Genomic DNA, 12,697 nt, shown 5'->3' on the forward strand with positions numbered 1-12,697 from the left:
CGCACTCACCTAGCGTGATCACCGAACGTTTGAAGAGGACGAACGGCTCGAAACTGGTTAGATCGAGCCCGGTGAGGCTGACGGACCGTACACGCGGCCCACATGAGGATGGAGACACGATGAGCAAGACCACCAGGCCGCAGCCGCCCGAGGAGCACCCCGCCGACAGCCACGACCTGATCCGCGTGCTGGGCGCCCGCGAGAACAACCTCAAGGACGTCGCGGTCGAGCTGCCGAAGCGGCGGCTGACGGTGTTCACCGGTGTGTCCGGCTCGGGCAAGAGCTCGCTGGTCTTCGACACGATCGCGGCGGAATCGCAGCGGCTGATCAACGAGACCTACAGCAGCTTCGTGCAGGGCTTCATGCCGACGCTGGCCCGGCCCGAGGTCGACGTGCTCGACGGCCTCACCACCGCGATCATCGTCGACCAGCAGCGGATGGGCTCCGACCCGCGCTCCACCGTCGGGACCGCCACCGACGCCAGCGCGATGCTGCGCATCCTCTTCAGCCGGATCGGGAAACCGCACATCGGCTCGCCGCAGGCCTTCTCCTTCAACGTCGCCTCGATCTCCGGGGCGGGTGCCGTCACCATCGACAAGGGCGGGCGGACCACGAAGGAACGCCGCGAATTCAGCATCACCGGCGGTATGTGCGCCCGCTGCGAGGGCCGGGGCAAGGTCAACGACATCGACCTCACCGCGCTGTACGACGAGACCAAGTCCCTCAACGAGGGCGCGCTTTCGATCCCCGGGTTCTCCATGGAGGGCTGGTTCGGCCGGATCCTCCGCGGCTGCGGTTTCTTCGACCCCGACAAGCCGATCAAGAAGTTCACCAAGAGGCAGCTGGACGACCTCCTCTACAAGGAGCCGGTCAAGCTCAAGATCGAAGGCATCAACCTGACCTACTCGGGTTTGATCCCCACGATCCAGAAGTCTTTCCTGGCCAAGGACCGCGAGGCGATGCAGCCGCATATCCGCGCGTTCGTCGACCGGGCGGTCACCTTCACCACCTGCCCCGAATGCGACGGAACGCGGCTCAGCGACCTCGCGCGGTCTTCGAAGATCAAGCGGATCAACATCGCCGACGCGTGCGCGATGCAGATCAGCGACCTCGCCGGCTGGGTCCGCGGGCTCAAGGAGCCGTCGGTCGCGCCGCTGCTGGAGAAGCTGCAGCACACGCTCGACTCCTTCGTGGACATCGGGCTCGGCTACCTCTCGCTCGACCGGCCGTCCGGCACGCTTTCCGGCGGTGAGGCGCAGCGGACCAAGATGATCAGGCACCTCGGCTCCTCGCTCACCGACGTCACCTACGTCTTCGACGAGCCCACCATCGGCCTGCACCCGCACGACATCCAGCGGATGAACAACCTGCTGCGACAGCTGCGCGACAAGGGCAACACGGTGCTGGTCGTGGAGCACAAGCCGGAGACCATCGCCATCGCCGACCACGTCGTCGACCTCGGCCCCGGCGCGGGCACGGAGGGCGGGACGATCTGCTTCGAGGGCACCGTCGAAGGCCTGCGCGCCAGCGACACCAGCACCGGCAGGCACCTCGACGACCGGGCGTCGCTCAAGGACGGCGTCCGCAAGCCCACCGGCAAACTGGAGATCCGCGGCGCGGACCGCCACAACCTCCGGAAGGTCGACGTCGACGTCCCGCTCGGCGTCCTCTGCGTCGTCACCGGTGTCGCGGGCTCCGGCAAGAGTTCGCTGATCCACGGGTCGATCCCCGCCGCGGAAGGCGTGGTTTCGGTCGACCAGACACCCATCCGCGGCTCGCGGCGGAGCAACCCGGCCACCTACACCGGTCTGCTCGAGCCCATCCGCAAGGCGTTCGCCAAGGCCAACGGCGTGAAGCCGGCACTGTTCAGCGCCAACTCCGAGGGCGCCTGCCCGAACTGCAACGGCGCGGGCGTCATCTACACCGACCTCGGCATCATGGCGGGTACCGCGACCACCTGCGAGGAGTGCGAGGGCAGGCGGTTCCAGGCCTCGGTGCTGGAGTACACCTTCGGCGGCAAGAACATCAGCGAGGCGCTCGCGATGCCGGTGTCCGAGGCCGAGAAGTTCTTCGGCGAAGGCGAAGGACGCGTCCCGGCCGCGCACGCCATCCTCGGCAGGCTCAACGACGTCGGGCTCGGCTACCTCAGCCTCGGCCAGCCGCTCACCACGCTCTCCGGCGGTGAACGGCAGCGGCTGAAGCTCGCGACGCACATGGGCGACAAGGGCGGCGTCTACGTCCTGGACGAGCCGACCACCGGTCTGCACCTCGCCGACGTCGAGAACCTGCTCGGCCTGCTGGACCGGCTCGTCGACGCGGGCAAGTCCGTGATCGTGATCGAGCACCACCAGGCGGTCATGGCGCACGCCGACTGGATCATCGACCTCGGCCCCGGTGCCGGCCACGACGGCGGCAAGATCGTCTTCGAGGGCACGCCTTCAGACCTCGTCGCAGCCGGTTCGACGCTCACCGGCGAGCACCTGGCGGCCTACGTCGGCAAGTGACCACCACACCCGCATTTAGTCCTCTAGATGCGGTGAGTCACTGACCGGGGTCTGGTGAGGCGTCGGTCGCGGATGACCTGAGGCGGGGTTGCGAAAGCCACTTTCGCAACGTTGAAGGTTGCGAAAGTGGCTTTCGCAACATCAGCCAACCCCACCACAACACCGGCATTTAGTCCTCTAGATGCGGTGAGTCACTGGCCCTCGGTCTCGAGGCCGTCCCGATCGGCCCACTCGAGCAGGGTGTCCAGCGAGTACGCCGTGTCGTCGATGCCCGCGTGCAGGTCGCCGAGTTCGGCGAAGCGCGCGGGCATCGTGGCGATGGTGCACTCGCGCGGCTCGACGTCGTCGATCTCGTCCCAGGTGATCGGGGTCGAGACGACGGCCTCGGGCACGCCGCGGACCGAGTAAGCGCTCGCGATCGTGTGGTCCCGGGCGTTCTGGTTGTAATCCACGAACAGTTTCGCGGGATCGCGGTCCTTGCGCCACCAGGTGGTGGTGACCTCGTCGGGCATCCGGCGCTCGACCTCCCGGGCGAACGCGAGCGCCGCCCGGCGGACCTCCTGGAAACCCCACCGGGGCTCGATCCGGACGTACACGTGCAGGCCGGCGCCGCCGGAGGTCTTCGGCCAGCCGGTGATGCCGAGTTCGTCCAGGATCTCGTGGACGGTGTGGGCGACCTTCCGCACGGTGGAGAACGGGCAGTCGGGCATCGGGTCGAGGTCGATCCGCCACTCGTCGGGGCGTTCGGTGTCGGCGCGGCGGGAGTTCCAGGGATGGAACTCGACGGTCGACATCTGCACCGCCCAGATCACGTCGGCGGGATGCGTGACGCACAGCTCGTAGGCGTGCCTGCCGGACGGGAAGTCGACGCGGACGGTCTGCAACCAGTCCGGCGCACCGTTCGGGACGCGTTTCTGGTGGACCTTCTCCCCCGAGACCCCGGACGGGAACCGGTGCAGCATGCACGGCCGCTCTCGCAGCGCGCGCACGATCCCGTCGCCGACGGCGAGGTAGTACCGGACGAGGTCGAGTTTGGTCTCACCCCGCGCCGGGAAGTAGACGCGATCCGGATTCGAGACGCGCACGGTCCGGTCGCCGACCTCTATCTCCACCGCCGAGCTTTTCGCCATGCAGGGAAACTAGCCCGAAAGCGACCGGCCCGCGCTCTGCCAGGATGAACGGCATGGCACCACGGACCCGCGCGGAGGCATTGTCCCGCGAGCGCATCGTCGAAGCCGCCGTCGAACTCCTCGACGCGGACGGCGAGAGCGGGCTGACCTTCCGGACGCTGACCGAACGCCTCACCACCGGTCCCGGTGCGATCTACTGGCACGTGGCGAACAAGGCGGAACTGCTCGACGCCGCGACCGATTCCGTCGTCTCGAACGCTCTGGCCGTCGAAACCACGGGATCACCCCAGGACGAGATCCGCACCCTCGCGCTGGGCCTGTTCGACGCGATCGCCCGGCACCCGTGGCTTTCCCCGCAACTAGCCGTACAGCTTTCCCGTAGCCCTTGGGGCTCGGTGACACCGCGGATCTTCGAGGACATCGGACAGCGGGTCAGCGCGCTCGGCGTACCCGAAGCCACCTGGTTCACGGCGACCTCGGCGCTGGCGCACTACATCTTCGGCGCGGCGGGCCAGAACGCCGCGAACGTCCGCGTGCTCGACGACGTGGATCGTGCCGAATTCCTCCACGCCGCGGCGAACGCGTGGGAAGAGCTCGATTCCGACGAGTACCCGTTCATGAAGTCCATCGCCGGTCAGGTGCGCGAGCACGACGACCGCGAGCAGTTCCTCACCGGGGTCGACCTCATCCTCACCGGGATCACCGCCGACGCCGGGCCTTGTGGATCGTCGCGACCATGACGGCGAAGACGACGCCGAGGACCGTCAGGTCCACCGCGGGCACCCAGCGCACGTCGCCGCCCTTGAGCACGTACGCGCCGACAGGGCGAGCGGCCACTATGAAGCCACCGCCCTCGCCTTCCTTTTCCTGTTCGGAGCCGTGCCCGCCGCCTCCGCCGCCGATGACGCTCGCCGCCGGGATCACCACGACGCCGTCCTTCTCGACCGGTTCGCCGTAGACACGCCGGACGGTGAGGTTGTCACGCATGACGCCGACGATCTTCTCGAGTCCCATTCAGGCCCCCAGCCCGTCCAGTTCCAGCGCGATCGCGCCGCGCAGCAGGTCTCGCGCCCTGTCCAGGCCCATCGAACCAGAAAGCCACCGCTCGCTGAGTCCTTCGACCAGGCTTGTCAGCCGCTCCGCCGCGTCCTCCGCCTTGACCTCGGCGCCGTGGACGCCGCGGATCACGTCGGCGACCTCCGCCACCCAGATCCGGGTCGACTCCGCCAGCGGTTCGCGCAGCTCGGGGGTGAAGACCGCGCTGGCCCGTAGCTCGCCCCAGGCCGTGCTGTTCTCCCGCACCGCCTGGGTGTCCTGGAGTTCCCCGAACAGCAGGAGTTCCAGCTCCGCGCGGGAGTCACCCGCACCGGCCGCGGCCTCCTCGGTGTACCCGGCGGCGCGATCGCTGACGAACTCCAGCGTCTTCCGGAGCAGCCCGGCGCGATTGATGAAGTGGTAGTAGATCAGCGAAGTCGAGATCCCGGCTTCGGCCGCGATCTTCTCGACCCGCAGGCCCCGCACACCGCTGCGCGCGATCACTCGCACGGCCGCTTCCAAGATCTTCTGCTGACGTTCGAACACGGGTGTTCACCCTAGCGGTTTCGTCCTGACTGAATTTTCAGTCAGGATGCTATCGTGTCGCCATCGGTTCAGCCAAGGAGTGCACAGTGTTCGATTCGTCCCTTCCCCGCCGCACGGTTCTGCGCGCCCTGACGGCGATCGGCGCCGTCTCGGTCGGGAGCGCGGCGTGCTCGTCGAGCCCCTCCGAGCCCGCACCCGCGCCGACGGCCGAGTCGCCGGAGCCCGCCGCCGCGGCGGCCCGCAAACTGGGCGCCGAATGGGAAAGCCACGCGCGCACCTACATGTCCTGGCCCGCGTCGAAGTCCATCTGGGCAGAGGATCTGCCGGCCGTCCGCGAGGAGATCGCCGGTCTCGCCAAGGCGATCGCCGGCTACGAACCGGTGGTGCTCCTCGCCCGGCCCGAGCACGCGGACGCCGCTCAGCAGGCTTGCGGCGACACCGTCGAGGTCGTCCCGATCCCGGTCGACGATCTGTGGGCGCGGGACACCGTCCCCGTGTTCGTGGAGGAGGCGGGCAAGGTCGCGGGCGTCGACTTCAACTTCAACGGCTGGGGCGACAAGCAGAAACCGCACGACAAGGACAACGCCGTCGCACGGTCCGTGCTGAGCAAATACGGCCTGGCCCGCACCGAAACCTGGATCACCGCCGAGGGCGGTTCGTTCGAGACCGACGGCGCCGGAACGCTGATGGTCACCGAAAGCTCACTGGTCAACGACAACCGCAACAAGGGCAAGAGCCGCCAGGAGATCGAAGACGAGCTGAAGAAGGTGCTCGGCGTCCGGAAGGTCATCTGGTTCGCGGGTGTCCGCGGCGAGGACATCACCGACGCCCACGTCGACTGCCTGGCCCGGTTCACCGCTCCCGGCGTGGTCCTGCTGGACAAGGCCGCCCCCGGCACCCCGCCCGATTCGTGGTCCCGTGCCGCCGATCAGGCGAGGTCGGTCCTCGCGGGCGCCACCGACGCCGACGGCAAACCCTTCAAGGTGATCGATCTCGTCCAGCCGGATCCGGACAAGGTCGAAGGCTACGGCGAAGACAGCGTGATCTCGTACGCCAACTTCTACGTCGCGAACAAGTCGGTCTTCGTGCCGAAGTTCGGCGACGCCGCGGCGGACGAGCGCGCGCAGCAGATCCTGCGCGAGCAGTTCCCCGGCCGCGAGATCGTGCCGGTGAAGATCTCGACCATCGCCTCGGGCGGCGGCGGGATCCACTGCTCGACGCACGACCAGCCGGGTCAGCCTTCCTGAGGCAGCAACGACATCACTTCGGACACCGGGCGCAAATGCTGCTCCAGCAACCGTGATGCCTCTTTAACGTCGTGGTCGGCCAGTGCGGCGACGAGCGCCCGGTGTTCGTCGTTGATCACCGTCAGCCGCTCCGGGCGCGCCTCCAGCGCGCGGACCGTGACCCGCTGCTGCCGCGAGCGGAGCGTGTCGTACAACTCGGTCAGGACGGTGTTGCCCGCGGCGTTCACGATGGCGCGATGGAATCGGCGGTCCAGCCCCGAAACGGCGAACCAGTCGCGTTCGGCGCCGGCGCGCACCATCTCTTCGATGAGTTCGGCCATTTCGGCGGGGGCTCCGGCGCGGTTCGCGCAGAGCGTCGCGATGGCGTGACCTTCGATCAGCCGCCTGCTCTGGTAGACCTCTTCCAGCTCCCTGGAAGTGACCGTGCGCACCTGGGCGCCCTTGCGGGGCAAGAGGCTGATGAACCGTTCGGCGGCCAAGCGGTGGAACGCCTCGCGCACCGGCGTCCTGGACACCCCGACGACACCGGAAACCCACATTTCGTCGAGGAAGCGGCCGCCTTCCAGCTCGCCCGAGATGATTCCGTCGCGCAGCCACGTGTAGACCCGCTCGCGCGCCGGGCCGCCCCCCTCGGCGGTCACAGTCATCTCGCTCCCCCTCTACGGCAGTCACTCTCCGCACCAGACCCTACACCTGGACCAGCTAAGTATCCATCATGTATACAAGACTTCCACCTATCGGAAGGGGTCCCATGGTGCACGTCGCGGTGGCGCAGTTCGCGCCCGGCAACGACAAAGAGGCCAACGTCGCCCGCGTCGCCTCCCTCGTCGGCGAAGCGGCCGACCGCGGGGCGCGGGTGGTCGTGCTGCCCGAGTACTCGCTGTTCACCGTAGCGGCGATGAGCCGGGAATTCTTGACCTCGGCCGAAGACCTCGACGGCCGGTTCGTCACCGAACTGCGCGGTCTCGCGAAGGACCGGCAGATCACCGTCGTCGCGGGCATCAACGAGGCTCTGCCCGGCGGCGAACGGATCTCGAACACGCTCGTCGCGGCCGGTCCCGACGGGGCGATCGCCGCGCTCTACCGCAAACTGCACCTGTACGACGCCTTCGGCTTCCGCGAATCGGAGCTGGTCCGGCCCGGCGACATCGAAGCCCCGGAGACCTTCGAGGTCGACGGGATCGTCTTCGGTCTCCAGACCTGCTATGACCTGCGGTTCCCGGAGGTCACCCGCAGGCTGGTCGACGCAGGGGCGGACGCGGTGCTGCTGCCCGCCGAGTGGATGCCCGGCCCGCTCAAGGAAGACCACTGGACCACCCTGATCCGGGCGCGGGCGATCGAGAACACGATCTATCTCGTCGCCGCGGGGCAGGCCGCGCCGACCGGTTCGGGGCACAGCATGATCGTCGACCCGATGGGCGTCGTCGTCGCCTCGCTCGGCGAGCGCACGGGCACCGCGACCGGCGAGGTCTCCGCCGAGCGGATCTCCGAGGTGCGCGCCAAGAACCCGGCTCTGGAGCTGCGCCGGTTCGCCGTCACCCCGAGGTCCTGAGTATCTTCTGAATCGGAGGTCCGTTCGTGAAGACACGCCCTCGGGCGTGGTGACGCGGCTTCCGTTCGCCTGGGTGCCGGGTGGCCGCCCGGCACCCAGGTTTCACGTCACGGCACCAGCAGTCCCCACTGGACCGCCCACGGGACGAACAGAAGCGTTCCGGCCAGCAACAGCCCGACCCGGACTCCCCCGCGATCCTCGCGCCGCCACCACGAAACCGCCGTCACCACACCGGCGATGACGACGCCCACCGCGAGCAGCTGCAACGCGAGCCAGGGCAGCGTCCGTCCGAAAAGGACTGGCCCGGGCGCCATCGCCGCCCCCATCGACAAGGTGACGTAGTAGACGAGGAATCCCGCCGTGGCGAGCAGACCGGTCGACGCCAGCCAGCGGGCCGGCCGCGCGAGCGGCACTTCCTCGCGACGGCGGAACAACGCCGTCACCGGATAGGCCGCGAACGCCAGCAACGCCAGCGCCCACCCGGCGAGCTGCAGCCACGGCGTCTCGTACCACGAGAGCGGTGCCAGGGCGACGCTCTGACTCGCTTGCTCCGGTGGCGGATCCGAGGACGGCCGGACGGGCCCGTCCGCGAGGCCGTTCACCCAGGTCCCGACGAGGTCGAGGTAGCCGGGGGCGAACCCGTCGAGTTTGTCGAAACCGTCGGTGGTCCGCCGGAGCGCGTGCTGGGACTGAGGGAACACCTTCAGCGTGTACTGCTGGTTCCCGGCCCGTTCCAACGTTTCCCGGAAGATCCGGACGGCCTCGCCGGGCGGGGTGAGCCGGTCCAGTTCACCCCACAGCCCGAGCACCGGCCGCCGCAGGTTCTCCAGCACCGGTACCGGGTCGTACCCGGCTTCGGGGAACAAACCGGCGCCCGCGAGGGTCCGCATGTTCGTCGACGCCACCATGTCCACCATCGAGCCGTCGACCCCGCCGTGCCGCAGGTAGGTCTCCAAGGCCCACGACTGCTGACGGTCGGGCGAGACCCCGTTGGCGCCGACGGTGATCGCGAAAGCGACGTCCTTCGACCTCGACGCCGCCAACGGCGCGACCCAGCCGCCTTCGCTCAAGCCCCAGACGCCGACACGTGCCGGATCCACGCCAGGACGCGAGCGCAGTGCCTGGACCGCGGCGAGCGCGTCATCGGCCAGTACCGAGTAATCCCGCTCGAACAGCGAATAGCCCTCGGTCCGCTTGTCGTAGATCAACGTCGCGATCCCCGCTTTGGCGAAGGCTTCGGCCTCGGCGCGGTAGTCGTCCCTGTCGTGTTCGCCGGAACCGTGCACCATGACGATGCCCGGCGCCGGGCCGCCGCCTTCCGGCGCGACCACCGTTCCGTGCAAGGTCACGCCATGGCTGGTGAACGAGACGTCGCCGGCCGGAGCGGCGGCGGGCACCGGTGACGACACCGCGACGACGGCGGCGAGCAGCGCGGCGATCATCGCCTGCTCACCCGGACCACCTCGAGCGACGGCGAAGCGAGGATGTCCTTCTCGCAATACCTTTCGGTGACCCAGTGCTTGCGCGAGTACAGCTCCGTCTGGTCGCTGTGGTGCGCGGATTCCGGGTTCGCGGACTGCGAGTAGGTCAGCAGCGTCGTCGTATCCGGGCAACCGGTACCGTTGAATGCCACGACGTGCAGATACGTCCCGCCGTGCACGATCTCGGTGTATCCGCGAGCCGGATCCCAAGGCCCGCCCAAGGAGTTGTAGACACCGCGCCCGGCGGTCCCGCCACCGAGCGGGATCTTCTTGCCGTTGCGTTCGACGTAGTGGTTGTCGCCGTAGGGCGCGTCGAGCGGGATCTTCGCCGCCGTCAGCTCGGCGACGGCGTCCGTGAGTGCCTTGCGGATCGCCGTGTTCCCGGTGTCGAGGGTGTTCGGAGTGCGGACAGGATCCTTGACATCGAAAGGCACCTTCCAGATGCCGGGCCCCATTCGGTCCACAAGGGACCAGAAGCGATCGAACAGCAGCGCGCCCCGGCTGCCCGTGTCCGAACGCCCGTCCCAACCCGCCAGTGCGGCGCACGCGGCGTCCATTCCCGGCATCGTGGCGCACATCCCGACGACATCGGCTCGCACGAGTTCGGCCGCGTGGTCGCGATGCGAGAACATCAAGTCCCGCATGGCCTGCCCGGTGAACCCGCCCTTCTCCAGTTGATCGGCGATCTCGATGAAGCCGCCCCGCGTCCGCATGTTCTGCTCGTAACGCACCGGACCCACGATCCGGGGAAAGCCGGTTTTCGGCGCGGTGGGGTTGAACAGCCAGTAGCTGTCGTTCGAGTTCGCCAGGTAGTCGTCCCGGGTCAGGTTCGGCAGGCTGGCCGGTCCGAAGACGCCGGGCCGCAGCGCGTCGCCGTCACGGCCCCAAGCGCAGGCCGTCCTGGAGCCGTCGAGTACCGCGACACCGTCGGCCTCGAACAGCTCCTTGCCCAGTGAAGTGTTGCACCGCGCGGCCTTCGCGTCGGTGACGTGCGGGACCCCGTGGATCTGGCTGTACTCCACCCGGCCGCGATCGTCGGTGGCGAGGATGTTCATCCACGGCAACCCCTGTGTTCTGCGCACCGCGTCGATCATTTCCCCCGCCGTCCGGCCGCGGGCGATCTCGAACATCGAGTTCGTCATCCCGAGGTTCCCGGCGTTGGCGTCCGCGATCGCGAAGGCGCTCGACGCCGTCCACGGCAGTTCCCGTTGGCCGAGCCTGGTCGTCACCGGACCGTATCTGGTCGTCCATTGTGGGCGCACGACGCGCTCCAGGGTGCCGTCCGCCTTGCGGGACAGGACACTCACGTCGGAGCGCCGCATCCGCTCGGGTTTCCCGTCGACCAGGTACGTCGTCGGCGAGCCGGGGACGAGCTTCAGCTCGAACAGCGTGTACGTGCGTGTCGTGTCGGTGGCCGTGCCGCTCCAAGCCGCGGTTTCGTTGTGCCCCAGCCACATCAGCGGGATACCGACGACACCGGCGCCGCTGACGTCGAGTTTGCCCGGCAGGGTCAGCTGCGACTGCCACAGCCTGGTCCCGCCCAGCTGCCACGGCAGATGCGGGTTGGCCAGCGAGACACCGCGCCCGTTCGCCGAAGCGGCCGAACCGATCGCGATCGCGTTGCTGCCGATACCGGTCTCCCCGGTCATCTGCTCACGTCCCGTGCCCGCGGGCGGGGCACCCGGAAGTGACGCGGTGATCGAGTCCGCGACCCCGCCCTGCCCGAAGATCATCCCGATCGCGTGACTGTGCCGGTAGACGTCGAGTTCGGTGATCGGCTTCAGCCAGCCGGCGCCCCGGCAGGCCGGGTCGGTGTTCTTCCCGGTGCGCAGATACTTGTTGACGCCCTCGACGTAACCGCGGATCAGTTCGCGGACCTCGCGGTACGGCCCGCGCGGCGCCGGCTCGGCCAGCATCCGCTCGACGGCGCCGCTTTCGTTCAGGCCTTGGAAGTACAGGTCACTGGCGAGGTTCGTGCTCGCCTGGCTCACCCCGCTCGTCGGCGGCGCGTCCGGGCCGAGCCAGCGGGACCGCTCGGCCCGCGTCGTGACCGCGACGTCCGCGATCGCGCAGAGATTGTCCTTGGCCGCGGCGTACCCCTGACCGAAGCCCAGGTTCACGTAGTCGTTCGCGACGATGTGCGGGATGCCGTACTCGGTGTAGCGGATGGTGGCATCCGCCCGGGATACGCCATCCGGCGGTTGCGCCGCCGTCGCGGTCCCCGCCGCGAGGAGGCTCATCGCGGCGCCGACGGCCGCGATCCGTTTCCAGAGCAGCATGCTGCTCCCCCTTTGTGTTTGGAGTTCGTTCGTGAAGACACGCCGTCCGGCGTGGTGACGCGATGTCGGTGGTCGAGTGGCCGCTCTCCCACCGGTTTTCGGTTCCCCCTTTACTCTCCGTCCGGATCCGGGAACGCCGTCCAGCGCACGTACACCTTCCGCGCGTCCGGGCCGGGTTCCGGCCGCCAGTAGCGGCGCAACAGCTCCAGGTACTCCTCCCAGAACTGCTTGAGCTCTTCGAGTTCGACGTGCACGGCGCCACGCGAGAACACCAGCGCGTCACCCCATTCGCCCAGCTCGTCGCGGCGTTCGAGGAAGCGCGCCATCTGCTCGAGGTCCTCGTTGAACGCGGCGCGCTGCGCCTCGTCGAACACCGCGCGCATCTCTTCGCTCTGCTCGCTGTGCCGGGGCCAGCGGATGTCCCGTTGCCGCGCGCGCCACCAGCGCTCCTTGCCGTGCGCGAGTTCCGGTGCCTCGTCGATGAAGTCGTACTTCGCCAGTTCTCGCAGGTGATAGCTGGTCGCGCCCGAACTCTCCCCCAGTTCCTTGGCCAGCTTCGTCGCCGTGGCGGGCTCCCTGCCCAGCGACTCCATGATCCGCCTGCGCAACGGGTGCATCACCGCCTTGAGCACGGCGGCGTCGGTGATCTCCTCGGGCGGTGGCGGGCCGGTCATGGCACCAAGGTACCTCGTGCAAAGGAGATTGTGCAAAGACATCTTTGCACGCGGTTCAGACCACGTTCTTGAAGTGCCCGAGGATTCTGCTGACGTTTCGGTGAACTCAGCGTGAAATTGACAACTTCACTACGAAGGTCTTGTGCCGGGCGGACGAAAACTCGACAGGTTCGCAGGTTTTTCGTTGCGCCTTCCCCGAAATTCGGTTGTATCGGATAGTTTTGCGCGGAGTCGACCTAGCGGGAGAGA

General features: G+C 68.3%; 11 protein-coding genes. 4 read left to right on the forward strand and 7 right to left on the reverse strand.

All coding sequences use genetic code 11. From position 1 onward, the window contains the following. The first annotated feature begins 119 nt into the window (after window positions 1-119). Window positions 120-2,504 carry an ATP-binding cassette domain-containing protein gene (locus HDA45_RS02325; protein ID WP_184891656.1) on the forward strand — a complete coding sequence of 795 codons (2,385 nt, stop codon included), beginning with the start codon at window positions 120-122 and terminating at the stop codon, window positions 2,502-2,504. A 191-nt stretch (window positions 2,505-2,695) separates the two neighbouring features. Here HDA45_RS02325 and ligD read toward each other — a convergent pair whose 3' ends face one another. Beyond that, on the reverse strand, window positions 2,696-3,634 hold the full coding sequence (gene ligD, locus HDA45_RS02330) for a non-homologous end-joining DNA ligase (RefSeq protein WP_184891657.1): 939 nt from the start codon (window positions 3,632-3,634) through the stop codon (window positions 2,696-2,698). Window positions 3,635-3,687: 53 nt separating this feature from the next. On the opposite strand from ligD, the gene HDA45_RS02335 reads away from it, so the two are divergent. Further along, on the forward strand, window positions 3,688-4,374 hold the full coding sequence (locus HDA45_RS02335; protein WP_184891658.1) for a TetR family transcriptional regulator: 687 nt from the start codon (window positions 3,688-3,690) through the stop codon (window positions 4,372-4,374). Here the strand turns inward: HDA45_RS02335 and HDA45_RS02340 are convergent. Then, complete coding sequence (locus tag HDA45_RS02340; RefSeq protein WP_184891659.1) at window positions 4,334-4,648, reverse strand: sporulation protein; 315 nt, start codon at window positions 4,646-4,648, stop codon at window positions 4,334-4,336. The genes HDA45_RS02335 and HDA45_RS02340 overlap by 41 nt on opposite strands. After that, window positions 4,649-5,215: a TetR family transcriptional regulator gene (locus HDA45_RS02345; RefSeq protein ID WP_184891660.1), complete on the reverse strand. Its 567-nt coding sequence runs from the start codon at window positions 5,213-5,215 to the stop codon at window positions 4,649-4,651. 86 nt (window positions 5,216-5,301) lie between these two features. Here HDA45_RS02345 and HDA45_RS02350 point away from each other — a divergent pair, with 86 nt between their 5' ends. Then, window positions 5,302-6,462: an agmatine deiminase family protein gene (locus HDA45_RS02350; protein WP_184891661.1), complete on the forward strand. Its 1,161-nt coding sequence runs from the start codon at window positions 5,302-5,304 to the stop codon at window positions 6,460-6,462. Here HDA45_RS02350 and HDA45_RS02355 read toward each other — a convergent pair. Continuing rightward, the gene (locus HDA45_RS02355) at window positions 6,450-7,109 is read right to left on the reverse strand and encodes a GntR family transcriptional regulator (RefSeq protein WP_184891662.1); all 660 of its coding nucleotides are present in this window, start codon (window positions 7,107-7,109) and stop codon (window positions 6,450-6,452) included. The two genes, HDA45_RS02350 and HDA45_RS02355, sit on opposite strands and share 13 nt — an antisense overlap. Before the next feature lie 104 nt (window positions 7,110-7,213). Between HDA45_RS02355 and HDA45_RS02360 the strand changes: the two genes are divergently transcribed. Continuing rightward, window positions 7,214-8,014, forward strand: a complete 801-nt coding sequence (locus HDA45_RS02360; RefSeq protein ID WP_184891663.1) for a carbon-nitrogen hydrolase family protein — start codon at window positions 7,214-7,216, stop codon at window positions 8,012-8,014. Window positions 8,015-8,121: 107 nt separating this feature from the next. On the opposite strand, the gene HDA45_RS02365 is transcribed toward HDA45_RS02360, so the two are convergent. The 3 genes from HDA45_RS02365 to HDA45_RS02375 all read right to left on the reverse strand — a co-directional run bounded on the left by HDA45_RS02365 (window position 8,122) and on the right by HDA45_RS02375 (window position 12,448). After that, window positions 8,122-9,456 (reverse strand): alpha/beta hydrolase family protein, encoded by a 1,335-nt coding sequence (locus HDA45_RS02365; protein ID WP_184891664.1) that lies wholly within the window; start codon window positions 9,454-9,456, stop codon window positions 8,122-8,124. Further along, window positions 9,453-11,774: a penicillin acylase family protein gene (locus tag HDA45_RS02370; protein WP_184891665.1), complete on the reverse strand. Its 2,322-nt coding sequence runs from the start codon at window positions 11,772-11,774 to the stop codon at window positions 9,453-9,455. Before HDA45_RS02370 ends, HDA45_RS02365 begins: the two co-directional genes overlap by 4 nt. 110 nt (window positions 11,775-11,884) lie before the next feature. After that, window positions 11,885-12,448: an ArsR/SmtB family transcription factor gene (locus tag HDA45_RS02375; protein WP_184891666.1), complete on the reverse strand. Its 564-nt coding sequence runs from the start codon at window positions 12,446-12,448 to the stop codon at window positions 11,885-11,887. Between the last annotated feature and the right edge of the window lie 249 nt (window positions 12,449-12,697).

Source organism: Amycolatopsis umgeniensis, from assembly GCF_014205155.1.
Classification (GTDB): domain Bacteria; phylum Actinomycetota; class Actinomycetes; order Mycobacteriales; family Pseudonocardiaceae; genus Amycolatopsis; species Amycolatopsis umgeniensis.